Consider the following 15,555-nt stretch of genomic DNA (forward strand, 5'->3'; position numbering starts at 1 on the left):
GTATGAACAGGGTAGTAGTCACCAGCATAGCAGCCATCACTCCCATCGGGAATGACGTGGAAACCAGCTGGCAGAACCTGCTGGCCGGAAAGTCCGGCATCGGCCCCATCACCAAATTCGATTGCACTGATTTCGACACCAAGATCGCCGGTGAGGTAAAGGATTTCGATCCGACCGAGTACATTGACAAGAAAGCCGCCCGCCGCATGGAGACCTTCACCCAGTATGCGGTGGCCTGCACCAAACAGCTCTTCAGGGATGCGAACTGGACCATCCCCGACGAGGAAAAGCATCGCGCCGGCACCATCATCGGCGTGGGGCTCGGCGGTCTGCAGACCATCGAGACCATGCACACCAAGCTCCTGCAAAAGGGACCGGGACGCATCTCCCCGTTCTTCATCCCCATTCTCATCGCCAACATGGCGGCGGGCCAGGTTTCCATCGAAGCCGGAGCAATGGGACCGAACATCTGCACCACCACGGCCTGCGCGTCCGGCACCCATGCCGTGGGCTCGGCCTATACCGACATCATGCTCGGCCGTGCGGACATCATGGTCTGCGGCGGAGCCGAATCCACCATCACCCCGCTGGGCGTGGCCGGATTCAACGCCATGAGGGCCCTGTCCACGCGCAACGACGAGCCCGAGCTGGCCTCCCGCCCCTTTGACGCGGACCGCACCGGATTCATCATGGGCGAAGGCTGCGGCCTGCTGCTTCTGGAATCCCTGGATCACGCTCTGGAGCGCGGCGCGAACATTCTGGCCGAAGTGGTCGGTTTCGGCGCGTCCGGCGATGCGCATCACATGACCGCACCGCCCGAGGACGGCGCGGGCATGGCTCTGGCCATGAGCGCGGCCATCCACGAGGCAGGCATCGATCCGTCCGAGGTGGACCACATCAATGCCCACGGCACGTCCACCAAGCTCAACGACCTGTGCGAAACCCGGGCCATTCACAAGGTCTTCGGCTCCCATGCGGAAGACATCGCCATCACCGCCAACAAGTCCCAGATCGGACACCTGCTCGGCGCTGCCGGCGGCGTGGAATCCGCATTCGCGGTCAAGACCCTGACGGAAGGCGTGATTCCCGGAACCGTCAACCGCACCAATCCGGACCCGGAATGCGATCTGGACTACTGCGTTGAAGGCCCGCGCGACCAGCAGGCGGAATTCGTACTCAGCAACTCCTTCGGATTCGGTGGCACCAACGCCTGCATGCTGTACAAGCGTTACAAAGGATAGTAGGGCAACGGAACCCATCAACCGCCGCCTGTTCGACAAGCCGGCGATCCAACAAAGGTGATGCAAAAATGGAAGAGCTGATGATTCAGGATCCGGCAGTCGCCGGAGCCATTGCCGATGAACTCGACCGCCAGGTAAGCAAGCTGGAACTCATTGCCAGCGAAAACTTCACCTCCACCGCGGTCCGCCAGGCCCAGGGCAGCATCATGACCCACAAGTACGCCGAGGGCTATCCGGGCAAGCGCTACTACGGCGGCTGCGAGTTCGTGGACGAGGTGGAAGACCTGGCCCGCGAACGCGCCAAGGACCTGTTCGGCTGCGAATACGTGAACGTGCAGCCCCACTCGGGTTCCCAGGCCAACATGGCCGTGTACTTCGCCTGCTGCAAGCCCGGCGACACCGTGCTCGGCATGGACCTGTCCCACGGCGGACACCTGACCCACGGCAGCCCGGTCAACTTCTCGGGCAAGCTGTACAACATGGTGCACTACGGCGTGGACAAGGAAACCCAGCTCATCGACTATGATCAGGTTCTGGCCACGGCCAAGGAGCACAAGCCCACCCTGATCATCGCGGGCGCGTCCGCCTACCCCCGCGTCATCGACTTCAAGCGCTTCCGCGAAATCGCGGACGAAGTCGGCGCCAAGCTCATGGTGGACATGGCGCACATCGCGGGCCTGATCGCGGCCGGAGAGCATCCGAGCTGCATCGAACACGCCCACTACACCACCACGACCACGCACAAGACCCTGCGCGGCCCCCGCGGTGGCATGATCCTGTCCACCGCGGATCAGGAAAAGACCCTGAACTCCCAGATCTTTCCGGGATGCCAGGGCGGCCCGCTCATGCACGTGATCGCGGCCAAGGCCGTCGCCTTTGGCGAGGCCCTGTCCCCGGGCTTTCAGGAGTACCAGCAGCAGGTCGTGAAGAATGCCAAGGTGCTGGCCACCGCCCTGACCGAAGCCGGATTCAATCTGGTTTCCGGCGGCACGGACAACCACCTTCTGCTCGTTGACCTGACCAACAAGGACATCACGGGCAAGGACGCGGAAATCGCGCTGGACAAGGCGGGCATCACCGTGAACAAGAACACGGTTCCGTTCGAGACCCGTTCCCCGTTCGTGACCTCGGGCATTCGTCTGGGCACCCCTGCCCTGACCACCCGCGGCATGATCGAGGAAGACATGATCGTGGTCGGCGAAGCCATTGTCGCGGCTCTGGAAAACTACCAGGACGACAAGGTGCTTGGCCAGATCAGCGAGGAAGTCGAGGAATTCGCCCGCGAGTTCCCGCTCTACGCCTGGTAGCCGAACGCACACCAAGACCATATTCGCGGCCCTGCCCCGGAACCCCGGCGGCAGGGCCGTTTTCTTTCCCCTTCATCCGTGCTAAACGCAGGTTCTGCGGTTGCGGGCCGCGCCATGATCCGTCACGCGCCGTTCCGGTCCGCCATACCCTGCCGCAAGGAGTTGTTTCCATGTCCACCCAACGTCTGCCCTGGCCCGAATATTTCATGCGCATCGCGCACCTCGTGGCCCAGCGTTCCACCTGCACCCGTCGCGCCGTGGGCGCCATTGCGGTTCTGGACAAACGCATACTGGCCACCGGCTACAACGGCGTGCCCACCAACATCGCCCATTGCGAGGAAGTGGGCTGCCTGCGCGACCAGTTGCACATTCCCTCTGGCGAACGCCACGAGCTGTGCCGGGGCCTGCACGCGGAACAGAACGTGATCATTCAGGCCGCGACACATGGCCTGTCCCTGCGCGGCTGCGACATCTACTGCACCACCAAGCCCTGCATCCTGTGCACCAAGATGCTCATCAACTGCGAGGTCAAGAACATCTACTACGCCGAGCAGTACCCCGACGAACTGTCCGAAGCCATGCTCAAGGAGGCGGGAATCCACCATGTTTTTATGGAAGGAGATTTCAGGTAGGGACGAGGCATTCATGGCCGAGGCCGTGAAGCTGGCCTATCAGGGACGCGGAGCCACGGCTCCGAACCCGTGCGTGGGCGCGGTTCTGGTGGACGATGATCGCGTGGTGGCCCAGGGATGGCACACCAGATTCGGCAAGCTCCACGCAGAGCGCGAATGCCTGGCCGATGCGAAACGGCGCGGCGTGAATCCGGCCGGAATGACCATGTATGTCACGCTGGAGCCGTGCAACCATCACGGCAAGACCCCGCCCTGCACCGAAGCGATCATCGAGGCCAAGGTGGGCCGGGTCATGGTTGGCGCGCTGGACCCGAACCCCAAGGCGGCTGGCGGCGTGCAGCGACTGCGCGACAACGGCATCGAAGTGGTCACGGGCGTGCTGGAACGGGAATGTCTGGACCTGCTCGCCGACTTCCGGCTCTGGCAGGAGTCGCACTCCACCTTCAACATCCTGAAGATGGCCGCCACGCTGGACGGCAAGATCGCCTCCCGCCGCAAGATGCCGGAAGCGGTTTCCTGCGCCCGCTCCTTCGAGGACGTGCACGAGCTGCGCAGCAAGGTCGGCGCAGTGGTGGTGGGCGGCAACACCTTTTACGCGGACAACCCGAGTCTGACGTGTCGGCAGACTCCCCTGCCGGAAGATTTCACGCAGCCTCTGGCCGTGGTGACGACATCGCGACTGCCCGAATCGGACAGCCGCGCCACCCTGATTGCGGAACGCGCCCAAAGCACGATCTTCTGGACCACGGACGCGGCAGCGCGATCCGAAAAGGCCGATGCGCTTCGCGCCCTTGGCGTCCGTGTCTGGCCCCTGCCCGGCGGCCCGGGCTGCCTGAATCTGGCGCTGGGATTCGAACGGCTGCGCTACGAATACGGCGTGCACTACACCCTGTGCGAGGGTGGCGGCGGACTGGCCATGCAACTCATGGAACAGGGCCTTGCCGACGAAATCGTGCATTACGTCGCGCCCCGGGTTCTGGGCGACAATCTGGCCCCGTCCGCGTATTCGGGACGCGGAGATGTCTCCATGCGCGACGCGCTGAACCTGCGCATCACCCGGGTCGAGCCGTCCGGCACGGACATCCGCCTGACCCTCAGGCTCGACGACTAGCTGCCCATCCTTCGGAGGGGAGTCTGCCAGACGCCCGTTTACAGCCGGACACCCCCCTGCTACACAGGGAACCAGATCGATTGCAAGGAGACGACCAGCATGTTCACCGGACTTGTGCAGGGCACGGGCCGCATCGACGCGGCAGAAAACCGGGGCGCGGAAACCCGGTTTCGCATCACGCCCCAATTTCACATGGAAGACATCGAGCACGGGGAATCCATCGCGGTCAACGGCGTATGCCTGACCGTGGAGACCTTCGGCGACAACTGGTTCACGGCCTATGCCAGCCGGGAGACCATGACCGTCACCAATCTGGGCGGCCTGCGGGTCGGTTCCGTGGCCAATCTGGAACGCGCCATGCGCATGGGCGACCGCTTCGGCGGACACATCGTGTCCGGTCACGTGGACTGCGTGGCCGAGGTCGCGTCCATCAATCCGGCCGGGGAATCCAGAATCTACCGTCTCGCGTTTTCCGCGGACCACGGTCGCTACGTCATCCCCAAGGGGTCCGTGGCGCTGGACGGCATCAGCCTGACCGTGAACGCCTGCGCGCCCACATGGCTGGAGGTGAACATCATTCCGGAAACCCAGTCCTCCACCACGATTTCCGGCTGGACCCCGGGCACGCGCGTGAACATGGAAACCGACGTGATCGGCAAGTACGTGGAACGCATGGTCACACCGTGGACCACTCGGGAAGAACCGGAAAGCCAATCCCGCATCACCATGGAATTTCTCGCCAGAAACGGATTCTGAGTCCGTTCCCCGACACTTCGGAAAAGAGTGCGGCCCGTCCCCCCAAAGGAACGGGCCGCAAATGGTGACAGGTCGATTCCGGTGCTAGCCGGGTGCGCCCGCAAGGATGACGGGCGCGGGCCTGCCGAGATTCCGTATGTCCGTACCGCGCTCCCCTGCCAGCCTGTCCAGCAGGTTCATCTGGCGGCGGGAAAGTGCCGAATTGTCCAGACTCCGTCCGGCGTCGTACACGCCCACGATTTCGTCCAGCACTGCCGTGCTTCTGGCGCGACGGCTCCAGTCCAGAATATTGAGATAGTCTGCCTCGTACCTGCCCGCGTAATTCCACCCGCCGCAGCGGTCCACCACCAGCCGGCGCGAAAGACACAGACAGAGCGGGTCAACGTTGCACTGGCGAACCAGCGAGCCGTCGTCCTGCACCGGGATGAACGGCTTGTCGAACGCAAGCTGCGTGTCGATGCGACCGATGATCATCTCCGCATCCCAATATTTGCGATACAATTTGAAGGCATAGGGCTTGAGCACGTTGTCGTCGTCGAGAAAGAGAATCTTCTCGCCCTTTGCCAATTTGAGCAGAGTGTTGCGAATGCCGTTGCCCCAGTCGTTGTCGCGCGGCAGCCGCAGGCAGCGCAGCGAAAGCGAACTGGTGGGGCATTCCCCCCTGATCCCGTCGAAACCGACGAGGACTTCCACCTGATCCGGTCCGAGTCCGGCGAATCGGGCGGCCGCCTCAACCGAGGATACCGCCAGTTGCAGCGCCTTGGGACGCTTGCCGGTGCTCGGGGTAATGACAGTAAACAGAATGCCGTCCCTGGCCATGTCTGCCTCCCCTTCAATCCCGCATCCTGCGGGGTTCCCGGCGGGAATCTCCCGAATTCCCGCCCATGCGCCGCCGAAAAGAATGCGGCTCACGAGTCTCCCGGACAAAAGAGTCTGTTCCTCCTTGTCAGTCTTCCTATCGGCCGGGTTGAGCCAAATCTTTACCCCCCGTCCCAAAAAGCTCTTTTCCCGAAATCCCCCGGACAGAGAACCCGCTGGGACATGATCTCGGATCCTCTTGAACCAATGGCACCAATCAGGTATGGATTCCTCTCCACGGCGGATTCCTTCCGACAACCGCAAAAAGCAGGATTATGACATGGCGGATATCGACACCGTATTTTCAGCCGAGTGGCTGGCCGAGCTCTTTCCCCCATCCCGCGCCGACGAATTCTTCGAGGCGCTGTTCGGCGGCGCGGAAGAAGGCAGCTACGACATCGAGCTGGCCTATTCAGGAGCCCGCGGCAATACGCTGGACTTCGAATTCCGGCTCAGGCAACGACCCGGCAAGTGTCTGGCGTGCAGCCTGACCTATGGTCTGCCTCAGGTCTTTTCCCGGCACCCGATCATCAATGCCAGCGGGTTGGCCCGGCAAATCGCGGAACGCTCCGGCATGGAGGGCGAACCGAGCTGGCAGCTCGACGCCACCCGCGAACTCTCCCGCACCGTGCACTCGGTGCCCTTCACCATCACGATTTCCTAGCCCGGAAAAATCTGTTCCCCACGCGGATCAGGCCCGCTTTCGCTCATTGCGGAAGCGGGCCTTCCTCATGTTATCATCGACGCATCCCCCTGTTCCCCGTACAAGGGGATCATGAGAAAATTTCCCTTGCTCGCGGCATTCATCCTGTTTCTGCTTCTGGCACAGCTGTCGGCTCCGGGGCAGCCCCGGGCGGAAACACTTCATTTCGTCACTCAGGAATTTGCGCCGTTCAGCTATCTGGAAGACGGATACGTTGCCGGACCGATCAGGGACGCAATCCAGCGGGTGTGTCTGGAGGCCGGGCTGGACTGCGGCTTCGAGGTGCTCCCGTGGCCGCGTGCGCAGCACAAGGTTCAGGTGGGTGAGGCACAGGGGCTGTTCGTGGTGGGCAAGACCACGGAACGGCTTTCGTGGCTGGAGTTCTCCCCGCCTCTGGTCAGCTCCCGCTACGGCGTGTTCGTGCATCTGGACGATCCGCTCATATTCCGCAGCATCAGCGACCTGATCGGCTACACCGTGGGCGTGTACGGCCCATCGGCCACCTATGAAGCCCTGCTCGAAATTCAGGAAAAGCTGGAAGGCAAACTGCGCATCGAGGTACGACCGGATGACATCCAGGGATTTCTCAAGCTGGACACCAAACGCGTCAACGCGGTCTTTTCCAACCGGGATGTGGGCTTCAGCATCATCCGCAGCGAAAAGCTGAACAACATCCGGTACGCCGGAGACTATCGCCAGACATACTACTACGTGGCCCTTTCCCGGGACCACGTCTCCAAGGAGATCCGCCACAGATTCTTCAGCGCATTCAACGACCTCATCCGCAAGGGGGAACTGCAAAAGATCATCACGGCCTACGGTCTGGCCCCGATCATCCGCCCGGAATCCGGCCAATAGCCAACACGAACGCATTTTCCGCAAAGAATCATGGATGCGGACAACGGCGAGGGATATCATGATTTTCATGCCCCGCCCAATAGAAGCCCCTCTGCGCCAGTCCCGAATCTGGCTCAACTTCACCATCCAGATGGGTCTCATCATCTGCATTTTCATCGTGGGTCTGTACATGGGCGTATACCTGCGTGACAGCCGACTGATCGAAAACCAGATTCACACCCGGGCTCAGGCACACTTCCGGAACATCGTGCTGACCCGACTGTGGAACGCCATGCAGGGCGGGGTCTACGTGGAAAAGAAGCAGGGTGTGAAGTCCAATCCCTATCTCGAAGACCCGGATGTACGCACCGAGGACGGCAGAACCTTCACCCTGCGCAATCCCGCCCTGATGACAAGGGAAATCTCGGAACTGGCGGAAAAGGACGGTCTGCTCCAATACCGCATAACCAGCCTGCGCCCTCTGAACCCGGCCAACGCCCCGGACAGCTTCGAAAAACAGGCCTTGCAGCTGTTCGAACAGGGCGAGACCGAGTACGCCACCCGCGAAACCCGGAACGGCAAGACCTTCTACCGATACATGGCTCCGCTCTTCGTGGATTCCTCGTGCATGAAATGCCACGCAAGACAGGGCTACAAGATCGGCGACGTGCGGGGCGGCATCAGCGTGGCCTTCGACATCACCCCCATCCAGACCCGCATGGCCTCGGACCGAAACGTGATGATCGGGATCATTGCGGCGTCTGCGGCCCTGATTCTGGGCGTGCTCATGTTCTTCACCCTGCGAATCGTGCACCAGATGGGCTCGGCCCGGGACAGGCTCACCACACTGGCACTGACCGACGAACTCACGGGCCTGTACAACAGACGACACTTCTTCACCCGGCTGGACGAGGAAATAGAACACGCCAAACGCTACGGCACGCCCCTGTCCCTGATGCTGACGGATGTGGACCACTTCCGGAAAATCAACGACATCCACGGGCACATGGCCGGGGACCGCATCCTGAGCCAGTTCGCCCGACTCATGCGCATGACCCTGCGCAGCGCGGACATTCTGGTGCGCTACGAAGGCGGCACATTTGCGGTCATCTTCCCGGCCACGGACAGGAAAGGCGCCATTGCGGCAGCCGAAAAGTTCCGTACCACGGTCGCGGCATACGGATTCCTGCTCGATGACAGGCACGTATCCCTGACCACCAGTTGCGGCGTGGCCACACTCCGGTCCACCGAGGGGGAAACCGGGGACATCCGCGACAGGCTCATCCGCACAGCCGAAGAAAAGCTCCATCAGGCCAAGGACGAGGGCCGGGACCGCGTCCGGCACTGATTTCCGTCCAAAAACTCGACACGGACTTGCCTTTCGGATCTGCATGCCTATCATCCCCGGCAGCGGCACACGACTCGCCGCGACCGAGGGCTATGCTTTTCCACCCTGCAACTGTCCGTGTTTCCTGCCGATCCGGCCAGAAATTTTCCCCTTTTCCCCGGAAGACATTTGCGGTAAGTAGTGTGGTTCCCTGCACGGGAAGCCTGTCCCGGTTCTTTGAAGGGATTTTTGAGGGAAATGACAAGAAAACAGACCCGCCGCCCGCAATCAGGCCGGCCGTCTGACAAGAGGTGCGAACCATGCCGCTTTGCAAGATAGAAGAAGCCATTGAGGATATCCGCCAGGGCAAGATGGTCATCATGGTGGATGACGAGGACCGCGAGAACGAGGGCGACCTCGTCTGCGCCGCTGAAAAGGTCACCCCGGAAATCATCAACTTCATGGCCACCCACGGCCGCGGGCTGATCTGCCTGGCCATGGACGGGGAGATGTGCGACAAGCTCGGCCTCGAGCTCATGACCAAGAAGAACGAGTCCGGTTTCGGCACCAACTTCACGGTGTCCATCGAGGCGCGCAAGGGCGTGACCACCGGCATCTCCGCCTTTGACCGGGCCACCACCATCCTGACCGCCGTGGCCGACGAGGCCACCCCGGACGCCATTGTTTCTCCGGGCCACGTGTTCCCGCTCCGCGCCAAGGACGGCGGCGTGCTCGTGCGCACCGGCCAGACCGAAGGCAGCGTGGACATCGCCCGCCTTGCCGGTTGCAAGCCCGCCGGCGTGATCTGCGAGGTCATGCGCGACGACGGCAACATGGCCCGCATGCCCGATCTCATTCCCTTTGCCGAAAAGCACGGCATCAAGATCTGCTCCGTGGCCGACGTGATCGCCTACCGCATGCGTTTCGGCGACGTGTCCGTGACCAAGGTGGCCGAGGCCGAACTTCCCACCCGCTGGGGCGACTTCAAGTCCACGGCCTTCAAGTCTTCCGCCGACGGCAAGACCCACATCGCCCTGCACATGGGCGACATCCATCCGGACGAGCCCGTGCTGGTGCGCGTACATTCCGAATGCCTGACCGGCGACGTGTTCGGCTCCCGCCGTTGCGACTGCGGCGACCAGCTCGCCAGCGCCCTGTGCATGATCCACAACGAGGGCAAGGGCGTGCTCGTGTACATGCGGCAGGAAGGCCGAGGCATCGGTCTGGGCAACAAGATCAAGGCCTACCATCTTCAGGATCAGGGCTACGACACCGTGGAAGCCAACGTGAAGCTCGGTTTTCCGCCGGACCTCCGCGAATACGGCACAGGTGCGCAGATTCTGGTCGAACTCGGCGTGACCAAGATGCGCCTCCTGACCAACAACCCCAAGAAAATGGTCGGTTTGCAGGGCTACGGACTGGAAGTCGTGGAACGCGTGCCCATCGAGGTCGGCGCCTGCGACCAGAACCTCAGGTACCTGCGGACCAAGCGTGACAAGATGCACCACATCCTGCACATTGACGAAGCCGACAAAGCGTAACATATTCATCAGAATATAATCTCACAAGGAGCACCCCATGCACCTCAAGACCATCGAAGGCAAACTGGATGCCAAGGGCCTGAAAGTGGCCATCGTCGCCGCCCGATTCAACGACTTCATCGTGGACCGACTAATCTCCGGTGCCGTGGACTATCTTGTCCGTCACGGCGCGGAGCGCGACGACCTGACTCTGGTCCGTCTGCCCGGCGCCTTCGAGCTGCCCATCGCCGCCCAGAAACTGGCCAGATCCGGCCAGTACGACGGCGTTGTGGTGCTGGGTGCGGTCATCCGCGGCGCCACCCCCCACTTCGATTACGTGTGCAGTGAATGCGCCAAGGGCGTCGCCCACTCCAGCATGGAGACCGGCGTGCCCATGGGCTTCGGCCTGCTGACCTGCGACACCCTGGATCAGGCCATTGAACGGGCCGGTTCCAAGGGCGGCAACAAGGGCGTGGAAGCCGCTTCCGCGCTGCTGGAAACCGTTCGAGTGCTGGAGCAATTGTAGAACATGGCTAAGAACAAGGGCAAAAAGCCCGGTACGCGCAGAGTGGGACGCACTCTGGCATTTCAGGTTTTGTACGGGCTGCCGTTCGCTCCCAGGGATCAGGAACCGGACCTTGGCCGGGCGTACAATCAGAACCCCTGCGTGCTCGACGAGGAGTCGGCCGCGGCCATCGAGTTCGGGGAATCCCTCGTGCTCGGAGCCGGGCAGCGCCTTGCCGAGGTGGACGCAGCCATAGACAAGTTCTCCCAGCACTGGAAGATCGACCGCATCGCCCGGGTGGAGCTGGCCATTCTCAGGCTGGCCCTCTACGAGATCCTGTACACGGACATTCCGCTCAAGGCAGCCATCAACGAAGCCATCGAGCTGGCCAAGACCTTTGGCGACGGCAACTCGCGCAGCTTCGTGAACGGCATTCTGGACGGCGTGGCCCGTGCCGTGGACTCCGGCAAGTTCGACGTGAACAAATCGTTCTAGCAACGAAAGAAATACAAGCAATGCGAACCGCTCCCGAAGATTCCTGGCCTATGCCCGGGCCTTCGGGGGCGGTTTGCTGAAACAAGGATATTTCCCATGGCCTTAGGAAAATACAATCCCGAAGCCGTTGAAGAAAAATGGCAGCGGAAATGGCAGGAATCCGGCTGTTTCGAAGTGGAAGCCGAGCCGGGCAAGCCCAAGTACTACGTGCTGGAAATGTTTCCCTATCCCTCCGGCAAGATTCACATGGGCCACGTGCGCAACTATTCCATCGGCGACGTGGTGGCGCGCTTCAAGTCCATGCAGGGCTTCAACGTGCTCCATCCCATGGGCTGGGACGCGTTCGGCCTGCCTGCGGAAAACGCGGCCATCAAGCATGACACGCACCCGGCCAAGTGGACCTATGCCAACATCGACGACATGCGCACCCAGCTCAAGCGGCTGGGCTACTCCTACGACTGGCGGCGCGAGATCGCGACCTGCCGGCCCGAGTACTACAAGTGGGAGCAGCAGTTCTTCCTCAAGTTTCTGGAAAAGGGGCTGGTCTACCGCAAGAAGTCGCCCGTGAACTGGTGCCCTGGCTGTGCCACGGTGCTGGCCAACGAACAGGTCGAGGACGGCCTGTGCTGGCGCTGCGACTCCGAGGTCGAGCAGAAGGACATGGAGCAGTGGTTCCTGCGCATCACGGACTATGCGGACGAACTGCTCCGCGATCTGGACACCCTTGGCGAAGGCTGGCCCGAACGCGTGCGCACCATGCAGCGCAACTGGATCGGCAAGAGCTACGGCGCGGAACTCACCTTTCAGGTCAAGGGCATGGACAAGACCATCACGGTCTTCACCACCCGTCCCGACACCCTGCACGGCGCGACCTTCATGTCCATTGCCGCCGAGCATCCCATGGTCGAGGAGCTGATCGCCGGACTGGACAACGCGGACGAAATCCGCGAATTCGCCACCCGCATCCGCAACATGGACCGCATCAAGCGCGGAGCCGACGATCTGGAAAAGGAAGGCATGTTCACGGGCCGCTCCTGCGTGAACCCGGTCACGGGCGAGGAAATGCCCATCTACATCGCCAACTTCGTGCTCATGGGCTACGGCACCGGCGCTGTCATGGCGGTTCCTGCCCACGACCAGCGCGACTTCGAATTTTCCGCCAAGTACGACCTGCGCCGCAAGGTGGTCATCAATCCGCCCGAGCTGGCGGCCAAGGGCGAGGTGCTCAAGGTCGAGGACATGACCGAGGCCTACACCGACCCCGGCATTCTGGTGGCTTCCGGCCAGTTCGACGGCATGGAGAACGAACCTGCCAAGAAGGCCATTGTCGAGCATCTCGACAAGTCCGGCCTCGGCCGCATGACCGTGAACTACCGGCTGCGCGACTGGAACATTTCCCGCCAGCGCTACTGGGGTGCCCCCATCCCCGTGATCTACTGCGACGATTGCGGCGCAGTCCCGGTTCCCGAGGACCAGCTTCCCGTGACCCTGCCCGAGGATGCGCAGGTGCGCGAGAGTGGCTCTCCCCTGCCGGACATGGAGTCCTTCGTGAACGTGGCCTGCCCCAAATGCGGCAAGCCCGCGCGCAGGGAAACCGACACGCTGGACACCTTTTTCGAATCCTCGTGGTACTTCTGTCGCTACTGCGATCCCCGCAACGAGGAACAGGCTCTGGACTCGACCAAGCTGGACTACTGGATGCCCGTGGACCAGTACATTGGCGGCATCGAACACGCCATCCTGCACCTGCTCTACGCCCGGTTCTTTACCAAGGCGTTGCGCGACGAGGGATTCGTCAACAACGACGAGCCGTTCGCCAATCTGCTCACGCAGGGCATGGTGCTCAAGGACGGCGGCAAGATGTCCAAGTCCAAGGGCAACGTGGTCGATCCCAACGCCATGATCGCGGAATACGGCGCGGACGCCACCCGGCTGTTCATCCTGTTTGCCGCGCCTCCGATCAAGGAGCTGGAGTGGTCGGATCAGGGCATTGAAGGCGCATTCCGCTTCCTGAACCGCCTGTGGCGTCTGGCTGAAAATCTCGAAGGCAAGCTCGCACCGGCCGATCCCTGCGCATTCACCGCGCCCAAAAGCGATGCTGCCAAGAAGCTCCGGTTCAAGGAGCACGACACGATCCGCCGCGTGACCCGCGACATCAGGAACGAATTCCAGTTCAATACCGCCATTGCCGCGGTCATGGAGCTCGTCAACGAGATGTACGGCGTCAAGGACCAGTTGGCCGACTCCGAGCCCGAGGCCCTGTCCTCGGCCATGGCCACGGCCCTGACCCTGCTTTCCCCGGTCGCCCCGCACATCTGCGAGGAGCTGTGGGAGACGCTGGGCCACACTCAGGCGCTGGCCACCCGGCCTTGGCCCGAGTACGACGAGTCCGCCCTTGTCAAGGACGAGGTCACCCTCGTGGTGCAGGTCAACGGCAAGGTGCGCGGCAAGTTCCAGGCCCCGAACAACGCGCCCAAGGACGAGGTCGAGAAGATCGCCCTTGGACAGGAAAACGTTGCCAAGCATCTGGAAGGCAAGACCGTGCGCAAGGTCATTGTCATCCCGAACAAGCTGGTCAATATTGTTGTCGGCTAGTTCGATTTTGCGGAAGATATGAAAAAGGCCCTTTCCCTTGCGGGAAAGGGCCTTTTTTTGTTGGGGCCGTACCAGCTCGGGGAGCCGTGCCGGGCGAAGCCATTCGCCGTCGACTGCGCGTCAGCTTGTTCAGTGAAGATTTCGCCCTTCAGGATAACACGGCGAAGGAGGCGCGGCTACGCGCCTTGAAGAGGTGGGGCCGTGCCAGCTTGGCCAGCCGTGCCGGGCGAAGCAATTCGCCTTAGACTGCGCACCATCTTGATAAGGGAATATTCCGCCCTTCTCGGGCGAATTACTTTTATTCCAAGGCGGATAAAAGTAATCAAAAGCCGCCTTTTGGGATCGCCCCGGCCGTGCGCGTTTCCAAGTTGATCAAGGCTATTCTGCCGTGCGTTTGCCACAGGACCGTATGCCTTGATCAAAGGGAAACGGTGGAAGGTTGGTTGGGCCGAGGGAGATTGGTAGGGGCGAGGCGACCTCTCACACCCGGCACACTGTTCCCTTACCCAGACCGGATTTCGGCTCGCGAGGGCTTGGAACCAGTTGAAGCGACCGAAGCCGGGGCGATGCGGTTTCCGCAGGAAACGTCGCAATCGCCCGGCGGGAGGGCGCTACTGGTTCCTGCCCGAGGGAGTCGGGAGCACAGTGCAAAGGGGCTTTTTTTTCGTTTATTTTTTTGCCCCAACAAAAAAATGAACTCGCCCGGGAAGGGCGAAACCCTCCCCTTGCAGGATGGCACGGCGAAGGCGGCGCGGCTACGCGCCTTGAAGAGGTGGGGCCGTGCCAGCTTGGTCTGCCGTGCCGGGCGAAGCAATTCGCCTTAGACTGCGCGCCATCTTGATAAGGGAAGATTTCGCCCTTCTCGGGCGACCAACTTTTATTCCAAGGCGGATAAAAGTAATCAAAAGCCGCCTTTTGGGACCGCCCCGGCCGTACGCGTTTCCAAGTTGATCAAGGCTGGTCTGCCGTGCGTCCTCCACTGGGACGGAGGCCTTGATCAAAGGGAAACGGTGGAAGGTTGGTTGGGCCGGGGGAGATTGGTAGGGGCGAGGCGACCTCTCACACCCGGCACACTGTTCCCTTACCAAGACCGGATTTCGGCTCACGAGGGCTTGGAACCAGTCGAAGCGACCGAAGCCGGGGCGATGCGGTTTCCGCAGGAAACGTCGCAATCGCCCGGCGGGAGGGCGCTACTGGTTCCTGCCCGAGGGAGTCGGGAGCACAGTGCAAAGGGGCTTTTTTTTCGTTTATTTTTTTGCCCCAACAAAAAAATGAACTCGCCCGGGAAGGGCGAAACCCTCCCCTTGCAGGATGGCACGGCGAAGGCGGCGCGGCTACGCGCCTTGAAGAGGTGGGGCTGTACCAGCTTGGCGGGCCGTGCCGGGCGAAGCAATTCGCCGTAAACGCCGTACCAACTTGAAAAGGGAAGATTTCGCCCTTCTCGGGCGACATCCTTTTATTCCAAGGCGGATAAAAGGATGCAAAAGCCGCCTTTTGGGATCGCCCCGGCCGTGCGCGTTTCCTACTTGATCATGGCTGTCCTGCCGTGCGCCCGCCGCAGGAACGGATGCCTTGATCAAAGGGAAACGGTGGGAGGTTGGGGAGGCCGGGGGAGCTTGGTTGGGCTGAGGCGACTTTTCACATCTGGAACAGTATTCCTTACTTAAA

General features: G+C 61.8%; 13 protein-coding genes. 12 read left to right on the forward strand and 1 reads right to left on the reverse strand.

Going from position 1 to position 15,555, the window contains the following annotated elements:
* Positions 1-2: 2 nt before the first annotated feature.
* The 5 genes from fabF (at position 3) to MPN23_RS10340 (ending at position 5,047) form a co-directional block, all read left to right on the forward strand.
* Positions 3-1,241, forward strand: a complete 1,239-nt coding sequence (gene fabF, locus MPN23_RS10320) for a beta-ketoacyl-ACP synthase II (protein WP_243544125.1) — start codon at positions 3-5, stop codon at positions 1,239-1,241.
* A gap of 68 nt (positions 1,242-1,309) precedes the next feature.
* Positions 1,310-2,548, forward strand: a complete 1,239-nt coding sequence (glyA, locus tag MPN23_RS10325) for a serine hydroxymethyltransferase (protein WP_243544126.1) — start codon at positions 1,310-1,312, stop codon at positions 2,546-2,548.
* A gap of 170 nt (positions 2,549-2,718) precedes the next feature.
* Complete coding sequence (locus MPN23_RS10330) at positions 2,719-3,180, forward strand: deoxycytidylate deaminase (protein WP_243544127.1); 462 nt, start codon at positions 2,719-2,721, stop codon at positions 3,178-3,180.
* Positions 3,152-4,291: a bifunctional diaminohydroxyphosphoribosylaminopyrimidine deaminase/5-amino-6-(5-phosphoribosylamino)uracil reductase RibD gene (ribD, locus tag MPN23_RS10335; RefSeq protein ID WP_243544128.1), complete on the forward strand. Its 1,140-nt coding sequence runs from the start codon at positions 3,152-3,154 to the stop codon at positions 4,289-4,291. The genes MPN23_RS10330 and ribD overlap by 29 nt, the downstream gene beginning before the upstream one ends.
* Positions 4,292-4,390: 99 nt before the next feature.
* Entirely contained in the window at positions 4,391-5,047 is a 657-nt protein-coding gene (locus MPN23_RS10340) for a riboflavin synthase (RefSeq protein WP_243544129.1), read from the forward strand.
* Positions 5,048-5,131: 84 nt separating this feature from the next.
* On the opposite strand, the gene MPN23_RS10345 is transcribed toward MPN23_RS10340, so the two are convergent.
* On the reverse strand, positions 5,132-5,866 hold the full coding sequence (locus MPN23_RS10345; RefSeq protein ID WP_243544130.1) for a glycosyltransferase family 2 protein: 735 nt from the start codon (positions 5,864-5,866) through the stop codon (positions 5,132-5,134).
* Positions 5,867-6,185: 319 nt separating this feature from the next.
* Between MPN23_RS10345 and MPN23_RS10350 the strand changes: the two genes are divergently transcribed.
* The 7 genes from MPN23_RS10350 (at position 6,186) to leuS (ending at position 13,887) form a co-directional block, all read left to right on the forward strand.
* The gene (locus MPN23_RS10350) at positions 6,186-6,569 is read left to right on the forward strand and encodes a pancreas/duodenum homeobox protein 1 (RefSeq protein WP_243544131.1); all 384 of its coding nucleotides are present in this window, start codon (positions 6,186-6,188) and stop codon (positions 6,567-6,569) included.
* A 111-nt stretch (positions 6,570-6,680) separates the two neighbouring features.
* Positions 6,681-7,466 (forward strand): substrate-binding periplasmic protein, encoded by a 786-nt coding sequence (locus MPN23_RS10355; RefSeq protein WP_243544132.1) that lies wholly within the window; start codon positions 6,681-6,683, stop codon positions 7,464-7,466.
* 67 nt (positions 7,467-7,533) lie between these two features.
* The gene (locus tag MPN23_RS10360) at positions 7,534-8,793 is read left to right on the forward strand and encodes a diguanylate cyclase (RefSeq protein WP_243544133.1); all 1,260 of its coding nucleotides are present in this window, start codon (positions 7,534-7,536) and stop codon (positions 8,791-8,793) included.
* Between the two features lie 299 nt (positions 8,794-9,092).
* The gene (locus tag MPN23_RS10365) at positions 9,093-10,313 is read left to right on the forward strand and encodes a bifunctional 3,4-dihydroxy-2-butanone-4-phosphate synthase/GTP cyclohydrolase II (protein ID WP_243544134.1); all 1,221 of its coding nucleotides are present in this window, start codon (positions 9,093-9,095) and stop codon (positions 10,311-10,313) included.
* Between the two features lie 37 nt (positions 10,314-10,350).
* Positions 10,351-10,818: a 6,7-dimethyl-8-ribityllumazine synthase gene (gene ribH / locus MPN23_RS10370; RefSeq protein WP_243544135.1), complete on the forward strand. Its 468-nt coding sequence runs from the start codon at positions 10,351-10,353 to the stop codon at positions 10,816-10,818.
* 3 nt (positions 10,819-10,821) lie between these two features.
* Positions 10,822-11,292 (forward strand): transcription antitermination factor NusB, encoded by a 471-nt coding sequence (gene nusB / locus MPN23_RS10375; RefSeq protein WP_243544136.1) that lies wholly within the window; start codon positions 10,822-10,824, stop codon positions 11,290-11,292.
* Positions 11,293-11,388: 96 nt separating this feature from the next.
* A complete protein-coding gene (gene leuS, locus MPN23_RS10380) occupies positions 11,389-13,887 on the forward strand; it encodes a leucine--tRNA ligase (RefSeq protein WP_243544137.1) in 2,499 nt (832 codons plus the stop codon).
* Positions 13,888-15,555 lie beyond the last annotated feature (1,668 nt).

It is taken from the genome of Pseudodesulfovibrio tunisiensis, assembly GCF_022809775.1.
GTDB classification, from domain to species: domain Bacteria; phylum Desulfobacterota; class Desulfovibrionia; order Desulfovibrionales; family Desulfovibrionaceae; genus Pseudodesulfovibrio; species Pseudodesulfovibrio tunisiensis.

What these genes read in the sequence shown, in the direction of transcription:
- fabF (WP_243544125.1), top strand. Translation starts at nt 3, where the DNA reads ATGAACAGGGTAGTAGTCACCAGCATAGCAGCCATCACTCCCATCGGG.
- glyA (WP_243544126.1), top strand. Translation starts at nt 1,310, where the DNA reads ATGGAAGAGCTGATGATTCAGGATCCGGCAGTCGCCGGAGCCATTGCC.
- MPN23_RS10330 (WP_243544127.1), top strand. Translation starts at nt 2,719, where the DNA reads ATGTCCACCCAACGTCTGCCCTGGCCCGAATATTTCATGCGCATCGCG.
- ribD (WP_243544128.1), top strand. Translation starts at nt 3,152, where the DNA reads ATGTTTTTATGGAAGGAGATTTCAGGTAGGGACGAGGCATTCATGGCC.
- MPN23_RS10340 (WP_243544129.1), top strand. Translation starts at nt 4,391, where the DNA reads ATGTTCACCGGACTTGTGCAGGGCACGGGCCGCATCGACGCGGCAGAA.
- MPN23_RS10345 (WP_243544130.1), bottom strand. Translation starts at nt 5,866, where the DNA reads ATGGCCAGGGACGGCATTCTGTTTACTGTCATTACCCCGAGCACCGGC.
- MPN23_RS10350 (WP_243544131.1), top strand. Translation starts at nt 6,186, where the DNA reads ATGGCGGATATCGACACCGTATTTTCAGCCGAGTGGCTGGCCGAGCTC.
- MPN23_RS10355 (WP_243544132.1), top strand. Translation starts at nt 6,681, where the DNA reads ATGAGAAAATTTCCCTTGCTCGCGGCATTCATCCTGTTTCTGCTTCTG.
- MPN23_RS10360 (WP_243544133.1), top strand. Translation starts at nt 7,534, where the DNA reads ATGCCCCGCCCAATAGAAGCCCCTCTGCGCCAGTCCCGAATCTGGCTC.
- MPN23_RS10365 (WP_243544134.1), top strand. Translation starts at nt 9,093, where the DNA reads ATGCCGCTTTGCAAGATAGAAGAAGCCATTGAGGATATCCGCCAGGGC.
- ribH (WP_243544135.1), top strand. Translation starts at nt 10,351, where the DNA reads ATGCACCTCAAGACCATCGAAGGCAAACTGGATGCCAAGGGCCTGAAA.
- nusB (WP_243544136.1), top strand. Translation starts at nt 10,822, where the DNA reads ATGGCTAAGAACAAGGGCAAAAAGCCCGGTACGCGCAGAGTGGGACGC.
- leuS (WP_243544137.1), top strand. Translation starts at nt 11,389, where the DNA reads ATGGCCTTAGGAAAATACAATCCCGAAGCCGTTGAAGAAAAATGGCAG.